The following is a 19,349-nucleotide window of genomic DNA, read 5'->3' as shown; positions in this document are numbered from 1 at the left end:
GGGGCTTATTTAGCCCCAAATCCAGTTATCATTGTTCTGATCGTTTTTAACACAATATTCATATCAAGCCAAAAAGAGAGATGTTTTATATAATACAAATCATGGGCAAGTTTTTCTCTGGTAGACTCCGTGTCATCAGCATAGCCTTGCACCGTCTGAGCCCAACCAGTAATACCGGGTTTCACCATGTGTCTGTAACCATAAAATGGAATCTCTTGTTCAAACTGTTCCACGAAACTTTCTTGTTCTGGTCTTGGTCCTATAAGAGACATATCACCTTTCAATACATTGAAAAATTGCGGTAATTCATCAATTCTAACTTTTCTTATAACTCTTCCAACTTTGGTGACTCGAGCCTGCTCATCTGTCGCAAATTTCGACTCTGAGTCCTTTGGTCTAACGGTCATGCTTCTAAATTTATAGATTTTAAATACCTTTCCACCTTGTCCTACACGTTCTTGAATGAACATAGCTGGTCCTGGATTTTCTATTTTAATCAGTAATGCTGTGAGTAACATTACCGGTAACGTTACAGGTAAGGAAACTAATATTAAAGCTGATTCCCAACATCTTTTAAATGCTGAATAAATTGGATTAGGTTTCAAAGTACCAATTGCATTTTCGGATAAATGACATGTTTGTACTTTCCCTTCTAACATTTCCCGAATACTTTCTGAGTGAAATACAGAGATGTTATTTATGCTACAGTCGGCAACAAATTTAGCTTCAGCCGGTTTCAGTTCTTTATGTAAATTAACAACTAGTCCGGAATGAATGTCACTGATTTGTTGAGAGATATTAATGGGCTCTATTTGTATGTTTCTATGTTTGTTTAGAGCTACGTAATCGAAATTTGGTATTGCAGATAGTTTAAGTATTTTATGGCGTTTTCTTGCCAGGCTAACGAAGTACAACCAAGCAAAGCTCGATAAAAAACCATTTATGAGTACAGCTCTGGAATAGTCCACACGCATCATCACTATTATCCCGATAACCAGTGCATATAATGAAACTAGTACGGGTAAAATATAATATTTTCTTTCAACTAATAAGTACTTGCTTAAGTGGGGGAGGGTTACTGCGGCACCTAAGTAACAACCAATCACCATTAGGATGCTGTTGGTAACGGTGTTGGGTAGTTGCAGGTAGTGTTGAGGCGCATTCAGAACTAAGAAGCTTGTTAGAGTTAAGATGCCCAGCCCATGGCATACATATGAATTTGATAATAGTTTTTTCACAGTATTCACATACTAGAGTGTGGAAGGAAGATTGTTCGGGGAATGATATCACATGCCATGTAACAATTCAGTAGGTCTCCCCGGTACCAGATTGAAATGACTCATTGATCCAAGATGACGATTAACTGTTTTAGTTCATCTAAAAAATTTCGTATCGGTTTCCATCCGAGCTCTCGGACTTTAGATGAGTCAATCGCGTAGCGCTGGTCGTGGCCTTCGCGGTCTGCGACGAAACGGATAAGCGCAGCATGTGGCGCATTGTGGGGCACGATTCTATCCAGGTTCTCGCAGATTAAGGTAACCACTTCCAGATTGGTTTTCTCGCAATTACCACCGATACAGTAAGTTTCGCCAACTTTTCCTTTTTGCATCACCAAGTGAAGCGCTCGGACATGATCATCTACGTGTAGCCAGTCCCTGACTTGTTTACCTGTACCGTAAATAGGCAGCGCATTGCCCGCTAACGCATTGGTGATCATCTTAGGAATGAGTTTTTCCCTGTGCTGAAACGGACCATAGTTGTTAGAGCAATTTGTGATCAAAATGGGTAAACCATAGGTTCGGTGCCAGGCTCTGACTAAGTGGTCGCTTGATGCTTTCGACGCAGAGTACGGGCTACTGGGTTTATAGGGCGAGTCTTCATTAAAGCTCTGGTGAGTTCCGAGTTCTAGATCGCCGTAGACTTCATCGGTTGAGATATGCAAAAAGCGAAAAGTGTACTTCTTTTTTGGAGTCAGCGTGTGCCAATACCCAAGGGCGGTTTCCAGTAACCGATAGGTGCCAATCACGTTGGTTTCTATAAAATCCGCTGATGCATAGATGGATTTGTCGACGTGACTTTCAGCGGCCAGGTGAAAGACCCAGCTTGGTTGATGCGCTTCAAATATTTGCTCTAGCAAACAACCGTCACCAATATCCCCTTGAATAAAGGTATAGTTTGGGTGCTGCTGATACGCCTCCAGTGCTTTTGGATCTGCCGCGTAAGTCAGTTTGTCTAAGTTAACGATTTGGTGAGGTGTGTTATCCAGGAAGTGTCTTACCAGTGCCGAACCAATGAAGCCACTTCCTCCTGTAATTAGAATTTTCAAATGTCATGCCCTTTGCTGTGCATTTGAGTTTAACGGACACTCAGACGCTTATCTACTTATGTGTTGGCTTTGAGAACGCGAGTTAGGCCGCATTGCGTGGTTTTTAGAGTAGTAAGAACACTGAATTACTATTTAGTCTTACCAAAAACGACTCAGAGATTTCTTATGCGCACACTCCATCATGGCGGTAAACACACAGTAACGGGCTCTTGTCATGAGGTACAGTTTGAACATGGCAGCCTGTTGATCGACTGTGGTCAGTTTCAGGGGAAAGATGTCCGACCTATGGACGTCGAGTTCTCGATTGAACAGGTTCGTGCTTTGGTGCTGACGCATGCTCACATTGATCATGTCGGCCGCTTACCCTGGTTGCTCGCCGCGGGTTTTAGCGGGCCGATCTATTGTACGCCCGCGACCGCAGAGCTAGTCCCTCTGATGCTGGACGATGGTCTGAAACTGCAATTAGGTATGGATAAGCCGCAGCGACAGCGTGTACTCGAGGCGTTGAACAAACGTTTTGTGCCGATAGAATATGGAGTGTGGCAGGGCGTTGTGCTGTCTCCTCCTGACTCACAAGGAGGCGATGCCCTCTCATGTTGCTGCGAAACGGTCGAGATACGTTTTAATCCGGCTGGTCATATTCTGGGCTCTGCGTACGTTGAAATTCGGCAAGAAAACGGTGAGGTGATTGTGTTTTCCGGCGATCTTGGGCCTTCTGATACGCCATTGCTACCGGATCCTGTGGCACCTCCTCGAGCCGATGTGCTGTACATCGAATCGACCTATGGCAACAAACAGCATGACAGTGTGGCACACAGGGCAGAGCGGTTAGAAGCCATCATCAATCGTTCGCTGCAAGATGGTGGCGTGATTATCATTCCTGCCTTCAGCGTGGGCAGAACACAGGAACTGCTATTTGATATTGAACAGTTGATTCACCAGCGGGGAATTACCGATCGTATCCCGATCATACTCGATTCACCGATGGCCAGTGAAGTGACGCGTTCGTATCGTCGTTACCGGGAGTTATGGAGCAAAGAAGCCAAACAACGTTTGGAATATCATCGGCATCCTCTGGCGTTTGACCAGTGTGTGGTGCTCGAGCATTACCGGGAGCATTTGGCACTGGTTAATCGTCTGGCGAAAACGGGTGAGCCTGCTATTGTCGTCGCGGCGTCCGGAATGTGTGAAGGTGGGCGAGTGATGGGGTATCTCAAAGCGCTGCTCACTGATGTTCGCACGGATGTGTTGTTTGCGGGCTATCAGGCTCAGGGGACGCTGGGGTGTGCATTGCAGTCCGGTGCCAAACGCGTTGAAATTGCGGATGAGTGGATTAATGTGCGGGCACAGATCCATACCATGTCGGGATACAGCGCGCATGCAGACCAAACAGACTTGTTGCGTTTTATTCAAGGAATCGACGTGCCACCGAAAGAAATTCACCTGATTCATGGCGAAGCGGAGGCAAAAACAGCGTTTAAGGACTGCTTACAAAAATTGGGATATCATGTGATTGAGTGAGTACATGAGTATCATCAGCGGACGTCCGTTGTCCACTAAGTCACATTCTTCACTGAGTCATCAGAGGCTAGAGAATTTGTTTTAGTACCCGATCGGCACGTACGCGGGTGATTTTTCGGATCAGCTTCTGTACTTCTTCCGGATAATTCTCGACTTTATCCAGCTGCTTGTAGGTACAAATTAACTGGGTGTGTTCAAGGATATTCTCGACTTCTTTGTCAAACTGTGCCGTCAACAAATGGTAGTGATCCTGAATGAACAGTGCGTTTTCCAGATCCAGTTTCCAGGCGCGTGGGTTGAGATTGTTTCCGGTGATCAGCATATAGCGTTTATCGACCCAGATGCCCTTAAGGTGGAAACTGTTGTTGTCGTGTTTCCATAAACGCAGTGACAGTTTGCGACTGGCAATGTTGGCTTCGTTGGCTTTGGCAAACAGGCGCAGATTACGCTCGTACAGATACGGCAGGCCACCAATGGTTTTGAATTCCTGCTCTGGTGAAATGTAGAAGTCATTGGCGGTCTTGTCGCCTACCACAATCGTGACTTTCACGCCACGTCTGAGGGCTTTTTTGACTTCTTTAGCCACGCTGCGCGGGAAGTTAAAGTAGGGTGTGCAGATAAACAACTCATCTTTGGCCAGACGAATTAACTGGTTGATGCCTTGATTGAGGCGATTGCGTTTTTTCCCGACACCCACGATGGGGGTCACTGCCACCTGATCGGTGGATACGGTCTCACTGTCAAACTGATAGGCAGATTTGGCCAGTGACGCGCGTAGTTGACGGATGTCGTTTTTGATCTCTTTGGTATTGGGTTTCGCCGGGCAGGCAAGATTGTTCACCGCCGGGTGCTCAATCATTTGTTCGCGGATAAACTGGACCATCGTATTGGCCAGTGTATGACTACTCAGTACATGATAGCGGTCAAAGCGGTAGCGGTCGTTGTATCCCAGATAGACATTGTTCAGGCTGGCGCCACTGTAAATAACCTGATCATCGATAACAAACCCTTTCAGATGCAAGACACCAAATACTTCTCGCCCACGGACCGGCACACCATACACTGGAATGTCATGCTCGTATTGGTCTGCAAACGCTTTGTACATCGCCGCATTGGTTTCGCCTGGCGCCGCGCCAATCAAACCACGCTGAGCGCGGTGCCAGTCTACGCAGACGTTGATATCCAGTCCGGGATTACGCTGCTTGGCCTGATAAAGTTCAGTCAGGATCTCTCTGCCTGCCTCATCATCTTCCAAATAAAGAGCAACAAGATAAATTCGCTTGCTCGCTTCCCGTATCGCCTGGATCAGACGATCTCTGAACGCCTGTGCTGAGTACAGTGTTTCAAACTGCTCAGGATTCAGCGCCAGCGTCGGAAGGGTGTCGAATGGGTTCTTATTGGTCATCATCTAGATGCGTTACCTTATCCGTGTGCAAAATTGCAAGCCATGGATAGTATCAAACATCTCAGTCATTTGACTAGGAATGACATCAATTATTGGGCATTGCCGCTCAGTCGTCGAAGCTGAACAATCAGGTTGGCTGCGCGGTCTTAACTGCCGCCTGGTTTAAGCCTTGTCGGATGTTTAAAGTGCATGGCCACCAGTTGCTTCCCACTGCGGCAGTAGCGCTCAAACAACCCTTTTAGTGGCGGAGGTAACTGCTCTGTGGACACGGAAACAAAACCGTGCTGAGCGTAAAAAGGCGCCAGGTGCGTGTAGGCAAAGCAGTAGTCCTGATGACCCAGGATGTGTTGTTGGCAATAGTGCATGAGTTGATGGGCGACGCCCTGGCCGCGATATTCCGGGAGCACCAGCATGCCAGTCAGTAGGCGAAAGGTGTCCAACGGGCGAAAGCGTACTACCCCGCACAACGCGTCATATTGGTAACAGACGATGGTGGTTTCATTTTTTTTGGCTTTGGCCGAAGGGTAGTGGGCCTTGTACAGTCGGGTGACCAGCGGCAGCTTAATCGGGTCCAGCAGTTCGATACGGAGTGGAGGCATTCTCACTTTGCTTGAAAAGAGGGTAGAATGAGGGCAGTGTAATTGACCTGATATTATTTGTGCAAACCAAGCTTATGCAATCTCAAACTCACGCAGATCTGCGCCCCTACCATACTTTTGGCATCTCCCAGACTTGTGCTCACCTGGTTCACGTTCATTCTGTGACCGACATTATTGATGTCTACCACCATTCTGAGTGGCAGTCGTTGCCAAAACTGATGCTGGGGAAAGGCAGTAATATGCTGTTCACTGAACCGTTTAACGGTGTGGTGATGATCAATGGTCTGTTGGGGAAGCGGGTCTCTCAGACCGAGGAACACTGGTTGCTGCATATTGAAGCCGGTGAAGACTGGCCAGAGTTGGTTGCCTGGGCTGTCGAACAGGGTTATGCCGGGATTGAAAACCTTGCCATGATTCCCGGTTGTGCCGGTTCTGCGCCAATTCAGAACATTGGCGCTTATGGGGTGGAATTCAAAGATGTCTGTGAATACGTCGATATCCTGTGCCTTGACAGTTTTACTGTTCGCCGCCTGAGCAACGCAGAGTGCCAGTTTGGCTACCGGGACTCAGTGTTCAAGCACGCGCTGTATCAAAAGGCCATTGTGGTGGCAGTCGGCCTGAAACTGTCGAAGGCCTGGCAGGCCAATATCGCCTATGGGGCGCTGAAAGTGTTGGGGGCAGAGGCCAGCGCGGCAGAGGTTTTTGCGCAGGTGTGTCAGATCCGCACTGATAAGTTGCCCGATCCGGCCCAAATCGGTAACGCGGGGAGCTTTTTCAAAAATCCGATGATCAGCGCAGCGCAGTATCAGTCGCTGCTGGCGCAATACCCTGATGTGGTGGCGTATCCGGTCGACGATGGTGTAAAAATCGCGGCAGGTTGGCTGATCGATCAGTGTGGGCTGAAAGGCTATCGTATTGGCGGGGCACAAGTGCACCCCAAACAGGCGTTAGTGATCGTCAATCAGGGCAATGCAAGCGCACAAGATGTGATTCGTCTAGCGGCGCATGTGTGCCGCAGTGTGCAGGAAAAATATGCGATTGCACTGGAGCATGAGGTGCGTTTTATGGGCGCCCGCGCCGAAACTCGTCTCAATGAGATTTTGGAGGCTCAGCAATGAAAAAAGATCACAGTGTAAAACTGACATTGCTGAAGCAACTTTCTCAAGGCGGCTTTCATTCCGGGGAAGAACTGGGCGACACCCTGGGGATTTCCCGTGCAGCGATCAGTAAGCACATCAAAGGGATTCAGGAGTGGGGCGTGGACATTTTCCGTGTCCAGGGTAAAGGTTATCAACTGGCAAAGCCAATGCAACTGCTGGATGAACAGGTTTTGCAGGCCGCGACTGAGAAGCCACTAGAGCTGGTTCCGATCATTGGTTCAACCAATCAACATTTACTCGATAAAGCTGCTCAGTTGGAATCGGGCTCGGTGTGTATCGCGGAATATCAGTCACAAGGGCGTGGCCGCCGTGGACGGGAATGGATTTCACCCTTCGGTGCCAATCTGTATTTGTCGATGTACTGGCGACTTGATGCCGGCATGGCGGCAGCGATGGGACTGAGCCTGGTTGTCGGCGTGGCGGTGGTAGAAGCGCTGGAGTCTTTGGGGATTGATGGCGTTAAACTCAAGTGGCCCAACGATCTCTACTTTCGCGATCGCAAGTTAGCCGGGATTCTGGTTGAGATGTCGGGACAGGCAGGGGCAGCTGCAAATCTCGTGATCGGCATGGGGATGAACCTGAGTATGGATGACGATACTCCGGGAATTACTCAGCCCTGGGCCAGTTTGTCTCAGGCGTTGCAAGGGCGTGAGATAGACCGTAATCAACTGGCGATCACCTTGGTGAAGACTCTGCACAAAGCGCTGGAAGACTATGAGTTTCAGGGAATGGCTGGGTTCGTCGAACGTTGGAATCGACTGGACAATTTCATCCACCGCCCAGTCAGGCTGCTCATGGGACCAAGAGAAATCACTGGTATTGAACGTGGTATCAATGAGCAGGGTGGTGTGTTACTTGAAACTGAGGCAGGCCTTGAAGCCTACATCGGAGGCGAAATTTCCCTGCGCGGTAATGGTTTGTGATACGAAGATGACCGCACCTCAGCGCCAGTCTTGCTCTTTGGGCCTGAAAGGGACTACGTCGGCGCTGGTCGGGGCGATATCCAGTTCACCATTCAGAGCGTCGCGGAACTTGGCAAACTGTTTAAATAACTCACTTTGCAATGTCACATTGACGTGCGTCGGGTTGCTGCAGTGACTGATCAACAAGTCGATGTGTGATTGCTGAGCGCGCAGGCGATCTTGCATAAAATCGGAGGCTGACGCGATCATCTCATCACACAATTGATGTTTGAAGCGGTCAAACGCTTCAGGATCACGTTCTGCCAGTTTGACCAGTTCATCAAATGGCGGCAACCGTTGTTGGGTAGGCATACTGCTCATGATTGTTCCCTCAACTGCAGTGCTGATTAAACTATCAACACCTTTACAGTTTACGCAACAATTCAGCGAACGGTTTATCGGCCTGTGGCTGGTCTTAAATATGAGACGATTGGTCTAGCGAATGTGGTAGGTACAGCGGCGCTCACCGTTGATGATGTGTTCCGTCCGCTTGACCTGATATTGTTCGCCAAGCAACTTCTGAAAAATGTTGAGTTCGGATTTGCACAAGCTGGGGCAGCGCTTAGCGGCTTTGCAGATTGGGCAGTGGTTTTCAATCAGCAGGTAGCCATCGTCGCATGACTCCAGCTCGGCCATGTACCCTTCCTGCTCACGCAGCTCAACCAACATCGACAGTTTCTCTTCAAGGGAATGACAAGGTTGCAGCGCAGTCTGATAATGCTCAAGCGTTTGTTGCTCTCGCTGCAGGGTGACTTTTTCCAGCCCTGCGCTACCAAAGACACTTTCCACCGCATCGATCACCTGAATAGTCAGTTCGCCGTGACGATCGGCAAACTGGGCATGGCCTTTTTTGGTCAATGACCAATGGCGGGTCGGGCGGCCGACTTTGACTCGCACATCGTGAAACGCCAGGATGCCATCGTCTTCCAGGCCTTGCAGGTGCTGGCGGGCGCCCATGGTGGTCATGCCCAGCTCTTCAGCCAGTTGTTTGGCGGTGACCGCACCATCGCGCTTAATGGTTTGTAAGATCCTGTCGATTGTTTTCATGTACACTCCTTTCTTCCGGCTATTATGTCGGATCGAGTTAATAAAGCAAAGGATTGACAATCTTGCTGTAAAGGTTTCTAGAATGGCCCAGTGAGTTCAATTTTTACTTTTAGTATTGGCTCCATTGTTATCGTGTTCATTTCGTTAGCCGCCTCACAAAAAAATCCGTCCCCCCCCTTGGGATTGCCGCAATTGCCCCACATATAGTTACGACAAGGCTTTGCCGCTTGTTTAAGGCAATTATCAAATCAAACATGGAAACTTTCAGGAGAGACGACCAATGAATATTCGTCCATTACATGACCGAGTTATCGTAGAGCGCCAAGAAGTTGAGTCTAAATCTGCTGGTGGCATCGTTCTGACGGGTTCAGCTGCAGAAAAATCAACTCGTGGTGTGGTTCTGGCTGTTGGCAAAGGCCGCATCCTGGAGAACGGCTCTGTTCAGCCACTGGACGTTAAAGTTGGCGATACTGTGATTTTCGCAGAAGGCTACGGCACGAAGACAGAGAAAATCGATGGTAAAGAAGTACTGATCATGTCTGAAAACGACATCATGGCAATCGTTGAGTAATAAACTCTGAATCACAACGAAAACGTAAAACGTATTTGGAAAAGGATATAAAAGATGGCTGCTAAAGACGTAAAATTTGGTAATGACGCACGCGTAAAAATGCTGGAAGGTGTCAACATTCTGGCCGATGCAGTGAAAGTGACGCTGGGCCCGAAAGGCCGTAACGTGGTACTGGACAAATCGTTCGGTGCGCCCACTATCACTAAAGATGGTGTGTCTGTTGCACGTGAAATCGAACTGGAAGACAAATTCCAGAATATGGGCGCACAGATGGTTAAACAAGTTGCGTCGCAAGCGAATGACGTAGCAGGTGACGGTACGACTACTGCGACTGTACTGGCTCAGTCGATTGTTAATGAAGGCCTGAAAGCCGTTGCTGCGGGTATGAACCCGATGGATCTGAAACGCGGTATCGACAAAGCGGTTGCGGCCGCGGTTGAAGAGCTGAAAGTGCTGTCGAAAGACTGTTCAACATCAACCGAAATCGAACAGGTGGGTACCATCTCTGCGAACTCAGATTCCAGCGTGGGTAAAATCATTGCCGAAGCGATGGAAAAAGTGGGCCGTGATGGTGTGATCACGGTGGAAGAAGGTCAGGCCCTGCACGACGAACTGGACGTGGTTGAAGGTATGCAGTTTGACCGCGGTTACCTGTCGCCTTACTTCATCAACAACCAGGAAGCGGGCAGTGTGGATCTGGAAAGCCCATTCATTCTGCTGGTCGACAAGAAGATTTCTAACATTCGTGAACTGCTGCCGACACTGGAAGCGGTGGCGAAAGCCTCTCGTCCGCTGCTGATCATTGCAGAAGACGTAGAAGGTGAGGCACTGGCTACGCTGGTAGTCAACAACATGCGCGGTATCGTGAAAGTGGCGGCAGTCAAAGCCCCTGGTTTTGGTGACCGTCGTAAAGCGATGCTGCAAGACATCGCCGTGCTGACTGGCGGTACAGTGATTTCTGAAGAAGTGGGTCTGGAGCTGGAAAAAGCCGCTCTGGAAGACCTGGGTCAAGCGAAACGTGTGACGATCACCAAAGAAAACACCACCATCATTGATGGCGTTGGCGAAGAAGCTGCTATCCATGGTCGTGTGGCTCAGATCCGTCAGCAAATCGAAGACGCAACGTCAGATTACGACAAAGAGAAACTGCAAGAGCGCGTAGCCAAACTTGCTGGCGGTGTTGCTGTGATCAAAGTCGGTGCGGCGACTGAAGTGGAAATGAAAGAGAAGAAAGACCGTGTGGAAGACGCTCTGCATGCGACTCGCGCAGCGGTTGAAGAAGGCGTAGTTGCCGGTGGTGGTGTGGCGCTGATCCGTGTCGCGTCTAAGATTGTTGACCTGCAAGGTGACAACGAAGAGCAAAATGTGGGTATTCGCGTTGCGCTACGCGCAATGGAAGCGCCAATCCGTCAAATCACCACCAACGCGGGTGATGAAGAGTCTGTGGTTGCCAACAACGTGAGAGCGGGTGAAGGCAGCTACGGCTACAACGCTGCGACAGGTGAGTATGGCGACATGCTGGAAATGGGTATTCTGGATCCAACCAAAGTGACCCGTAGTGCGCTGCAGTTTGCCGCTTCAGTTGCTGGTCTGATGATCACGACAGAAGCCATGGTGACAGATATGCCACAAAAAGATGCACCTGCAATGCCTGATATGGGCGGCATGGGCGGTATGGGTGGCATGGGCGGTATGATGTAATCATCGCGCTCACCTAACTGCGAAAAACGGAGGCTTCGGCCTCCGTTTTTGTTTTTTAGGCGGCTGGTATTCCGTGGGTACTTCCTGCACTATGGTGAAAAAAACAACAAGCACAACAAGGACAGTACATGCAATTTGACCACCTTCGTTACCGCAATCCGGCAACGTCTCTTTCCATTTCGAACTGGCACTTGGCCAAAGGTCAGCATTGGGCCGTATTTGCGGCACACAGCCACTGTGTGTCAGCGCTGGTGCAGCTATTAAGCGGTGACGCCGAGCCAGATAGCGGCACGATTGAGGCGCGACCGGCGCGCATTGCCTGCGTGTCACTGGCGTTGCAACAGCAACTGCTCGAACAGGAAATCGCGCAGGACGAAACAGACTTTCAGGATCATATAGACTACGGTTCGACCGTAGAGCAGCTGTTGGCTGGTTTCGATCTCTGTGAGACAGAACGCGACGCGTTGCTGCAACAAACCGATTTGCTCCACTTACGTCAACGCCATTTTCGCCAGTTGTCGACCGGCGAAACTCGCCGGGTCATGTTAGCGCGGGCACTGGCTGCGCGGCCGGAGATGTTGGTGCTCGATGAGCCGTATTCGGGCCTCGACAGCGCGCACCGTCAAGCGTTAACCGGATTACTCAATTCGTGTGCTGAGGAGATGCAACTGGTGATCATTACCTCACGTGAGGACGAGTTGCCCGAGTGCATCAGCCACGTGGCTCTGTTTGACCAAGAGACATTGACTGAGACGATGACCCGTGAGCAATGGCATGACCATCCTTTGATGCGTCAGTTGCAGGCGCTGTCTGAGCAGAAAAGTTCGGCGATGTTTGCCTTGATGGAGCTGCAATCCGCGCCGCACGACTACCCGGATCCTCTGGTTGCGATGAAAGACGTCAAAGTGGAGTACGTGGACGGGCTGATCTTTTCGCAGTTAAACTGGCAAATCCGCCGAGGGGAGCACTGGCAGATTCGAGGGCCCAATGGTTGTGGTAAGAGTACGTTGCTCGGGCTCATTATGGGCGATCACCCGCAGTGTTACAGCAATGATGTCATCGTGCTGGGTATGAAGCGGGGCAGTGGCGAGAGTATCTGGGATGTGAAACGTCACATCGGGATCGTCTCATCCGCGCTGCATCTGCAATACCGGGTCGGATGCAGCGCGCTGGAGGTGCTACTGTCCGGCTTTTTTGACTCGATTGGCCTGTACGAACAGCCGTCTAAAAATCAGATTCTGCTGGCGCAGCAGTGGCTGGAGGTACTGGCGATGAGCGAGCTGGCCAAAGTCAGCTTTAAAGCGCTGGATTATGGTCAGCAACGATTACTCCTGATAGGCCGCGCGCTGATTAAGCAACCGGCGCTGCTGATCTTGGACGAACCGTATCAGGGGCTGGACTATCTCAACCGCAAACTGGTGTGGTTTGCGCTGAATCGGATCGCCTCTGCCGGGCTGAGCCAGCTGCTGTACGTCACGCACCATGAAGATGATGCGTTAGAAGCGGTTGACCATTACGTCGATTTTCTGCCAGCAGACACGGGCTACCGGGTACACATTCATCGCCGCTGACGCAAAACCGCCCGTTGCAGAGAACGGGCGGTTTTGTTTAGAGAATTATGGCTCTGACTTCTGGATCTTTACGTTCCAGGTAGTGGGTGGATTTGATGCGGCGGATGGTGCGACAGCGGCCACGTATCAGTAAGGTTTCGGTGGTCGCGATGTTACCCTGACGGGTAATGCCTTCGAGCAGGTCGCCTTTGGTGATGCCGGTTGCGGAGAAAATCACGTTGTCGCTGCGCGCCATGTCATCCATGCGCAGCACTTTTCGCGCTTCCACCCCCATTTCCTGACAGCGCTTCAGCTCGGCCGCACCGTGGATGCGGTTGTCTTCGTTTTCGCCTTTAACTTCATGGCGCGGCAGCAAACGCCCGTTCATGTCGCCATCGAGCGCGCGGATCACCGCCGCAGACACCACGCCTTCTGGAGCGCCGCCGATGCAATACATCATGTCCACTTCACTGTCAGGCATACAGGTCAGAATTGATGCCGCCACGTCGCCATCTGGTACAGCGAATACCCGTACGCCCAGTGCCTGCATTTGAGCAATGATAGGGTCGTGGCGTGGCTTGGCAAGCGTGATCACCACTAAGGTGTCGAGCGATTTGTTGAGCGCTTTCGCCACGTTGTGCAGGTTGTCTTCGAGTGACTTGTTGAGATCGATACAGCCTTTAGCGCCAGGCCCGACAACCAGCTTTTCCATATACATATCCGGCGCTTTGAGAAAGCTGCCTTTTTCGCCGGCCGCCAGTACCGCCAGTGCGTTGGACTGCCCCATGGCAGTCATGCGTGTGCCTTCAATCGGATCGACAGCAATGTCGACGGCATCGCCACCCAATCCGACGCTTTCACCGATGTAGAGCATCGGTGCGTCGTCGATTTCGCCCTCACCAATGACGATTTCGCCACTGATGTCCGTTTGATTGAGCAGGGTGCGCATCACTTCCACTGCGGCACCGTCGGCTGCATTTTTGTCACCACGGCCAAGCCATTTGTAACCTGCCAGTGCGGCACCTTCCGTAACCCGGGAAAAGGCCATTGCTAAATCGCGTTTCATGAGGACTCCAATGTCAAACAGGATGAGGAAAGTTACGGCGGCGATTTTAGCATATCAAAAAGTAAACGTTTGCTTTTTTGCGTCCGTATCACTTGTACTGGATCAAGAATGAATGCAAAAATGACCAAAGAGCGAGTCAGCATCAGGGCTGGCGTGGGCTTAAGTTAACTGTTTGTCAATATGCGCCGTTTTTTTAACCGAATAGCGCAAAATATCGAATATAGAGAGTGTTTCTCGCCGCTGTGCTGAGTAGAATGAAGGCATTAGGTGGAGAGTCACTTCACGTCAACCGAATAAACAAAAGGGTAGGCTAAGATGTCTTTTGAAGTATTAGAGCAACTAGAAGCAAAAATTCAAACCGCAGTAGACACGATCGCACTTCTGCAAATGGAAGTGGAAGAATTGAAAGAAGAGAAGCAGAAACTGGTGAGTGAAGCCAATGAACTGCGTGACAGCCGTGTTGAGCTGGAGCAGAAAGCACAGCAGATGCAACAAGATCACGCCCAGTGGCAAGAGCGCATTCGCAGCCTGCTGGGTAAAATGGACGAAGTTGAATAAGTTCGCCATGACCCGATGCTAAAACCCCTGCCATTGAGCAGGGGTTTTTCTTTTGGGAGTGGCTGTGCAGATTAACGCGGTCGTACGCCCAGTGTGTGGCACAAGGCGTAGGTCATCTCTGCCCGGTTCAGGGTATAGAAGTGGAAGTCTTTTACTCCTTCACGGCTTAACACGCGTACCATGTCGATCGCCTGGCTGGCGCCGACCAACTGGCGTGTGGTTGGGTCGTCGTCGAGGCCGTCAAACTGACGCGCCATCCAGCCCGGGACTTTGACATGGTTCTGCGCTGCAAAGCGCGATGCCTGTTTAAAGTTCGATACCGGCAAAATCCCCGGCACGATCTCGACGTCAATGCCTGCTGCCACGCAGCGGTCGCGAAAACGCAGGTAGCATTCCACATCGAAAAAGAACTGCGTGATGGCGCGGTTTGCACCGGCATCGACTTTACGTTTCAGGTTGAGCAGATCCGCCTGTGCGCTTTTGGCTTCTGGGTGTACTTCCGGAAACGCCGCCACGGAAATGTCAAAGTCGTGGCGTGATTTCAGCAATTGCACCAAATCAGAGGCATACATCTCCGGGCGGCCGCCTCCCGCTGGGATATCGCCACGCAGTGCCACAATGTTTTCAATACCATTGGCCCAGTAGTCGTCCGCGATTTGGATCAGCTCTTCGCGGCTGGCATCAATACACGTCAGGTGGGGTGCGGCCACCAGCCCCGTTTCTGCTTTGATCTCTTTGATAATCGAGTGGGTGCGATCACGTTCACCAGAGTTCGCGCCGTAGGTAACGGAAACGAACTTAGGTTGCAGGGTCTTGAGACGGTGAACAGAGTTCCACAGGGTTTCTTCCATTTTCTCGCTGCTGGGTGGAAAAAATTCGAATGACACATTGATGTTGTCAGAAAGCTCAGCGATATTCTGATTCAGTGCGTCGATATGACCTGCGTGCGTGTATCCCATCTTACTCTCCCTGTGGTGGCGTTAACCACAAATCTCAACTGTTCAAATCGACGTTTAGACGTCTATATGTCCACAGAATGAAATGAATTCGTTTTTATGTCAACAGTGTCAGTATGAATTTTTCTCATGATAATAATGAGCACTTTTCAACATCAATGTAGACGATAAATGACCAGTTGGTGGGATGTTCTGAGCGAAAGATAACGCATGTTGGATACGTGTGGAACAGAGTGTGATAAACAGTATTTTCTACTATCAGAAGCGGAGTTCACCCTATGGTGTGCAGAGGAGCAAACGGAGCCCGCCTTGTGTTCAAGACGGGCAAAAAGATCACAGTAAGCCAGCCAGTCGGTTGAGATCAGACTGAATCGCTCCGGCGGTGACTTCACGTCCGGCACCGGGCCCGCGGATGACCAACGGGTTGTCTTTGTACCAGCGACTTTCGATGGCAAAAATGTTGTCACACGGCAGCAGGTTGGCCAGCGCATGCTCGCGGCTCAGTGCCTCAACGCCAACAGTGGCTTTGCCGTTTTTCTCCAGTCGTGCGACGTAGCGCAGCACCTTGTCTTCGCGCTGAGCTTTCGCCAGTCGCTCGGCCAGTTGCTCACTGAGAAGCTGACCTCGGTCGAGGAAATCATCCAGTGATATTGCGCTCAGTTCATCCGGCACCAACGACTCGATTTTTACCTGCTCTGGCTCAATATGCAGGCCGGACTCGCGCGCCAGGATCACCAGTTTGCGCATCACGTCAGAACCATCCAAATCGTTGCGCGGATCGGGTTCAGTCAGCCCTTGCTGCCAGGCGAGATCGACCAGTTCAGCAAAGGGGACACTGCCGTCGTATTGTTGAAACAACCAGGAAAGCGTGCCGGAAAAAATGCCCGACAGCGCGACGATATCATCGCCACTTTCGCGCAAATCACGCACGGTATGATTGATCGGCAGGCCAGCCCCGACCGTGGCGTTATACAGCCAGTGACGGTTAATTTTGGCAAACGCATCCTGCACCTGATGATACTGTTCACTGGATGCTGAGCCGGCCACCTTGTTGGCCGAAATCAGGTGCATGCCTTGTTCGGCTATCTCCAGATAACGTTCGGCCAGCTCCGCACTGGCAGTGACATCCAGCACGATGGCATCATCGTAACTGCGTAGCGCGCCGATTTGTTTGATCCAAGCGCAGTCCTGATAAGGAATCGCCTCATCGTCAAAACGGGCGTCTATCTGAGTCGGATCCAGTCCATGTTCATCGAACCAATAGGTCTGACTGTCAATCACCGCGACCAGCTCAAAGCTCATGCCGTGGCGTTTTTCCAGCTCTGCTTTTTGTTCGGTGAACAGGGCAACCCAGCTGGCGCCGATGTTGCCTTTCCCACACAGAGCGATCGCCACCCTTTTTTGCGCCTGAAACAGCTGAGTGTGAATGCCTTTGACTAACGGTTCGGTGTCGACTTTACGCACGACGGCGACCAGGCTTAAGCCGGACAAAGATTCGGAAATAAATTCAACCGGTGCGTGTTTCAGTTGCTGGTAGAAACCAAAGCAGTGGTTGGGATTGGTGATCACGCCTGCGCCGACGGCAGCCACCAATGAGTAGCCCTCACGCAGTTTGATTTCTGCATCGATGGCGGCGTCTTGCAGGTAGTGCAGTGCCCCGCCGACGATCTCTGCGGTATAGGCCAGCCGCAGACACAATTGATCCGGTTGAGATTCAAATGCCAGAGGCTCAAGCTGGACTCGCTTTAAGTGGGCCAGCACCTGATTCTGTAAACGCTGGAAGTCGTGGCCATGACCGAAACTCAGTTCGATCAGCAGCACTTCGTTGAGCGACGTGATGATTTTGGCGCCGCGACCGGAAGCCAGCACCCGCTCGATACGGGTGGAGCCGGATTCCGGTGCGTGGCTACAACGTAGATGCAGATCCATTGCGCTTTGCGCTACGGGCTGTAGGGTACGGCTGTGCAGGACGGGCGCGGCCAGACGTGCCAGTTCACTGGCTTCATCCAGGCGCAGCAGTGGCAACAGGCAGGCATCACCGACCAGACGGGGGTCGGCGCTGTAAACGCCGGCCACATCACTCCAGATGGTCACCTGTTCAACCTCGGCCAGCGCCCCGATGATGGTCGCCGAGTAATCGGAGCCATTGCGACCAAGCAAAACCGTATGGCCTTGAGTGTCTTGCGCCATAAAGCCGGTGATCACCACACGGTGATGGGCATGCTGAGCCAGCACATCTTTGACCAGAGGATAGGAGCTGCCGCGATCGATTTCCGGCTGAGTACCGGCCTCCGCACGCAGAAACGCGCGCGCGTCCTGAGCCACAGCCTGCATATCACTGGCGTTCAACAGGGCCGCCAGAAGGCGGGATGACCATACTTCTCCGTGACCCAGCACAGCGGCGCGGCTGGACTCTGTTAGCGGCGCAGTCAGTTCACCGAGTGAGCTGAATTCATCATGCAGTTGGGTCAGACACTGCTTGCGGCTGTCGCCGTCCAGCAAGTCCTCAATCAGTTCCGACTGATATTGACGCAGGGACTGCAGGACCTCGTGTGCCAGACGACCGTCTTTGTTGAGCGCATCGGTGAACTCAATTAAACGGTTGGTGGTTTTGCCGGCGGCAGACACGATCACCAGATCGTCGTTGCCTGAATATTCTCTGAGAATGGTCACTACGCGGCGATAGCACTCCGGATCGGCCAGGCTGCTGCCGCCGAATTTGTGCAGTTGACGGAAGGGCGTCATTTACAGTGCCTCCTTTGCTTGCGTAAAGGCGTGATCCAGATCGGCAATCAGGTCGCTGACGTCTTCCAGCCCGACCGATAGTCGCAGCAGTTGCTGTGATACGCCGGCTTCCGCCAGTGCCGCTTCTCCCATGGCTCGGTGTGTCATCGAGGCTGGGTGGCAGATCAGGCTTTCGACACCGCCGAGCGACTCCGCCAGCGAAAACAGACTTAACTGGCCGACGAAATATTTCAGTTGTTCAAACGAGCCTGCAAATTCGAAGCTGAGCATTGAGCCGAATCCGCTTTGCTGCTTTTTGGCGATCTCATGGCCGGGATGTTCTGGCAGACTCGGGTGGTAGATTTTGCGGACCAGAGGCTGAGCTTGCAGATAACGCAGAATTTCGCGTGAGCTTTCCTCATGCACGCGCATCCGGGCGCCAAGTGTGCGGATCCCGCGTAAGGTCATGTAGCTGTCAAACGGAGTGCCCGTCGCGCCGATGCAGTTGCCCCACCAGGCCAGATCTTCGGCGTGTTGCACTGATTTGGTGATCACCACGCCGCCAATCACATCAGAGTGACCGTTGATGAACTTAGTGGTGGAGTGGATCACAAAGTCAGCGCCGAGCTCAAGTGGCTTTTGGAACACCGGAGTCAAAAAGGTGTTGTCGACCCCGACCAGGGTGCCGGATTGTTTGGCTTTCTCGCATACTTTGGCGATGTCCACTACGCGCACTAGCGGGTTGGATGGGGTTTCCAGCAGAATGAGTTTGGGACGTTTGGCCAGTGCGGCCTCCAGTGCCGCGTCGTCGGATTGATCGACAAACGCAACCTGGAAATCACCTTTTTGTGCCCGGGTATTGAATAAACGGTATGTGCCGCCGTAGCAATCGTGCGGTGCCACGATCAGATCGTCCGGACCAAGGAAAGCGGATACCCACAAATTGAGGGCTGAGGTCCCGCAGTTGGTCACGACTGCACCCTGACCCGACTCAAGCTCATACAGCGCTTTTTCCAGCAGGCCACGATTGGGGTTGCCTGAACGGGTATAGTCGTATTGGGGGACTTCACCAAAGGCCGGGAAGCCATAATTGGTCGACAAATAGATCGGGGGAACGACTGCGTGATGCTGGGTGTCGGATTCGATACCAGTACGTACCGCGATTGTGGCTGGCTTGCGGGTGCTCATGAGGCTTTCCTTTCG

17 protein-coding genes are annotated in these 19,349 nt (G+C 51.5%); 7 read left to right on the top strand and 10 right to left on the bottom strand.

Annotation, left to right across the window (positions count from 1 at the left end; all coding sequences use genetic code 11):
* Positions 1-5: 5 nt before the first annotated feature.
* Positions 6-1,238 carry an exopolysaccharide biosynthesis polyprenyl glycosylphosphotransferase gene (locus tag VPR01S_RS06785; RefSeq protein ID WP_040902318.1) on the bottom strand — a complete coding sequence of 411 codons (1,233 nt, stop codon included), beginning with the start codon at positions 1,236-1,238 and terminating at the stop codon, positions 6-8.
* Between the two features lie 101 nt (positions 1,239-1,339).
* Entirely contained in the window at positions 1,340-2,326 is a 987-nt protein-coding gene (rfbB, locus tag VPR01S_RS06780; RefSeq protein ID WP_021704559.1) for a dTDP-glucose 4,6-dehydratase, read from the bottom strand.
* 165 nt (positions 2,327-2,491) lie between these two features.
* Here rfbB and VPR01S_RS06775 point away from each other — a divergent pair, with 165 nt between their 5' ends.
* The gene (locus tag VPR01S_RS06775; protein WP_021704558.1) at positions 2,492-3,847 is read left to right on the top strand and encodes an MBL fold metallo-hydrolase RNA specificity domain-containing protein; all 1,356 of its coding nucleotides are present in this window, start codon (positions 2,492-2,494) and stop codon (positions 3,845-3,847) included.
* Positions 3,848-3,914: 67 nt separating this feature from the next.
* Here the strand turns inward: VPR01S_RS06775 and pssA are convergent, their stop codons facing one another.
* Both pssA and VPR01S_RS06765 read right to left on the bottom strand, forming a co-directional pair.
* Entirely contained in the window at positions 3,915-5,255 is a 1,341-nt protein-coding gene (gene pssA / locus VPR01S_RS06770; protein ID WP_021704557.1) for a CDP-diacylglycerol--serine O-phosphatidyltransferase, read from the bottom strand.
* A gap of 143 nt (positions 5,256-5,398) precedes the next feature.
* Entirely contained in the window at positions 5,399-5,851 is a 453-nt protein-coding gene (locus VPR01S_RS06765; protein WP_021704556.1) for a GNAT family N-acetyltransferase, read from the bottom strand.
* Between the two features lie 74 nt (positions 5,852-5,925).
* Between VPR01S_RS06765 and murB the strand changes: the two genes are divergently transcribed.
* On the top strand, positions 5,926-6,969 hold the full coding sequence (murB, locus tag VPR01S_RS06760) for a UDP-N-acetylmuramate dehydrogenase (RefSeq protein ID WP_021704555.1): 1,044 nt from the start codon (positions 5,926-5,928) through the stop codon (positions 6,967-6,969).
* Positions 6,966-7,934 carry a bifunctional biotin--[acetyl-CoA-carboxylase] ligase/biotin operon repressor BirA gene (gene birA / locus VPR01S_RS06755; RefSeq protein ID WP_021704554.1) on the top strand — a complete coding sequence of 323 codons (969 nt, stop codon included), beginning with the start codon at positions 6,966-6,968 and terminating at the stop codon, positions 7,932-7,934. Before murB ends, birA begins: the two co-directional genes overlap by 4 nt.
* An 18-nt stretch (positions 7,935-7,952) precedes the next feature.
* On the opposite strand, the gene VPR01S_RS06750 is transcribed toward birA, so the two are convergent.
* Both VPR01S_RS06750 and VPR01S_RS06745 read right to left on the bottom strand, forming a co-directional pair.
* Complete coding sequence (locus VPR01S_RS06750; RefSeq protein ID WP_021704553.1) at positions 7,953-8,294, bottom strand: DUF3135 domain-containing protein; 342 nt, start codon at positions 8,292-8,294, stop codon at positions 7,953-7,955.
* Between the two features lie 114 nt (positions 8,295-8,408).
* Positions 8,409-9,020 (bottom strand): helix-turn-helix transcriptional regulator, encoded by a 612-nt coding sequence (locus tag VPR01S_RS06745; protein ID WP_021704552.1) that lies wholly within the window; start codon positions 9,018-9,020, stop codon positions 8,409-8,411.
* Positions 9,021-9,300: 280 nt separating this feature from the next.
* On the opposite strand from VPR01S_RS06745, the gene VPR01S_RS06740 reads away from it, so the two are divergent.
* The 3 genes from VPR01S_RS06740 (at position 9,301) to modF (ending at position 12,863) form a co-directional block, all read left to right on the top strand.
* The gene (locus VPR01S_RS06740) at positions 9,301-9,591 is read left to right on the top strand and encodes a co-chaperone GroES (protein ID WP_021704551.1); all 291 of its coding nucleotides are present in this window, start codon (positions 9,301-9,303) and stop codon (positions 9,589-9,591) included.
* Between the two features lie 54 nt (positions 9,592-9,645).
* On the top strand, positions 9,646-11,292 hold the full coding sequence (groL, locus tag VPR01S_RS06735; RefSeq protein ID WP_021704550.1) for a chaperonin GroEL: 1,647 nt from the start codon (positions 9,646-9,648) through the stop codon (positions 11,290-11,292).
* Between the two features lie 128 nt (positions 11,293-11,420).
* Complete coding sequence (gene modF / locus VPR01S_RS06730) at positions 11,421-12,863, top strand: molybdate ABC transporter ATP-binding protein ModF (RefSeq protein ID WP_021704549.1); 1,443 nt, start codon at positions 11,421-11,423, stop codon at positions 12,861-12,863.
* A gap of 37 nt (positions 12,864-12,900) precedes the next feature.
* Here modF and glpX read toward each other — a convergent pair whose 3' ends face one another.
* The gene (glpX, locus tag VPR01S_RS06725; protein ID WP_021704548.1) at positions 12,901-13,908 is read right to left on the bottom strand and encodes a class II fructose-bisphosphatase; all 1,008 of its coding nucleotides are present in this window, start codon (positions 13,906-13,908) and stop codon (positions 12,901-12,903) included.
* A 315-nt stretch (positions 13,909-14,223) separates the two neighbouring features.
* Between glpX and zapB the strand changes: the two genes are divergently transcribed.
* Entirely contained in the window at positions 14,224-14,466 is a 243-nt protein-coding gene (gene zapB / locus VPR01S_RS06720; protein ID WP_021704547.1) for a cell division protein ZapB, read from the top strand.
* Between the two features lie 71 nt (positions 14,467-14,537).
* On the opposite strand, the gene metF is transcribed toward zapB, so the two are convergent.
* The 3 genes from metF to VPR01S_RS06705 all read right to left on the bottom strand — a co-directional run bounded on the left by metF (position 14,538) and on the right by VPR01S_RS06705 (position 19,334).
* Positions 14,538-15,425 (bottom strand): methylenetetrahydrofolate reductase, encoded by an 888-nt coding sequence (gene metF, locus VPR01S_RS06715; RefSeq protein WP_021704546.1) that lies wholly within the window; start codon positions 15,423-15,425, stop codon positions 14,538-14,540.
* Positions 15,426-15,755: 330 nt separating this feature from the next.
* Positions 15,756-18,167: a bifunctional aspartate kinase/homoserine dehydrogenase II gene (locus tag VPR01S_RS06710; RefSeq protein ID WP_021704545.1), complete on the bottom strand. Its 2,412-nt coding sequence runs from the start codon at positions 18,165-18,167 to the stop codon at positions 15,756-15,758.
* Entirely contained in the window at positions 18,168-19,334 is a 1,167-nt protein-coding gene (locus VPR01S_RS06705; RefSeq protein WP_021704544.1) for an O-succinylhomoserine (thiol)-lyase, read from the bottom strand.
* Positions 19,335-19,349 lie beyond the last annotated feature (15 nt).

The sequence above is a fragment of the Vibrio proteolyticus NBRC 13287 genome (genome assembly GCF_000467125.1).
GTDB classification, from domain to species: Bacteria; Pseudomonadota; Gammaproteobacteria; order Enterobacterales; family Vibrionaceae; genus Vibrio; species Vibrio proteolyticus.
Note: the sequence above shows the minus strand (reverse complement) of the source record. Positions and strands in the feature narration are given on the sequence as shown.

Bases quoted from the DNA above. Each gene is read 5' to 3' on its own strand.
- VPR01S_RS06775 (WP_021704558.1), top strand. From the start codon at position 2,492: ATGCGCACACTCCATCATGGCGGTAAACACACAGTAACGGGCTCTTGT.
- pssA (WP_021704557.1), bottom strand. From the start codon at position 5,255: ATGATGACCAATAAGAACCCATTCGACACCCTTCCGACGCTGGCGCTG.
- VPR01S_RS06765 (WP_021704556.1), bottom strand. From the start codon at position 5,851: ATGCCTCCACTCCGTATCGAACTGCTGGACCCGATTAAGCTGCCGCTG.
- murB (WP_021704555.1), top strand. From the start codon at position 5,926: ATGCAATCTCAAACTCACGCAGATCTGCGCCCCTACCATACTTTTGGC.
- birA (WP_021704554.1), top strand. From the start codon at position 6,966: ATGAAAAAAGATCACAGTGTAAAACTGACATTGCTGAAGCAACTTTCT.
- VPR01S_RS06750 (WP_021704553.1), bottom strand. From the start codon at position 8,294: ATGAGCAGTATGCCTACCCAACAACGGTTGCCGCCATTTGATGAACTG.
- VPR01S_RS06745 (WP_021704552.1), bottom strand. From the start codon at position 9,020: ATGAAAACAATCGACAGGATCTTACAAACCATTAAGCGCGATGGTGCG.
- VPR01S_RS06740 (WP_021704551.1), top strand. From the start codon at position 9,301: ATGAATATTCGTCCATTACATGACCGAGTTATCGTAGAGCGCCAAGAA.
- groL (WP_021704550.1), top strand. From the start codon at position 9,646: ATGGCTGCTAAAGACGTAAAATTTGGTAATGACGCACGCGTAAAAATG.
- modF (WP_021704549.1), top strand. From the start codon at position 11,421: ATGCAATTTGACCACCTTCGTTACCGCAATCCGGCAACGTCTCTTTCC.
- glpX (WP_021704548.1), bottom strand. From the start codon at position 13,908: ATGAAACGCGATTTAGCAATGGCCTTTTCCCGGGTTACGGAAGGTGCC.
- zapB (WP_021704547.1), top strand. From the start codon at position 14,224: ATGTCTTTTGAAGTATTAGAGCAACTAGAAGCAAAAATTCAAACCGCA.
- metF (WP_021704546.1), bottom strand. From the start codon at position 15,425: ATGGGATACACGCACGCAGGTCATATCGACGCACTGAATCAGAATATC.
- VPR01S_RS06710 (WP_021704545.1), bottom strand. From the start codon at position 18,167: ATGACGCCCTTCCGTCAACTGCACAAATTCGGCGGCAGCAGCCTGGCC.
- VPR01S_RS06705 (WP_021704544.1), bottom strand. From the start codon at position 19,334: ATGAGCACCCGCAAGCCAGCCACAATCGCGGTACGTACTGGTATCGAA.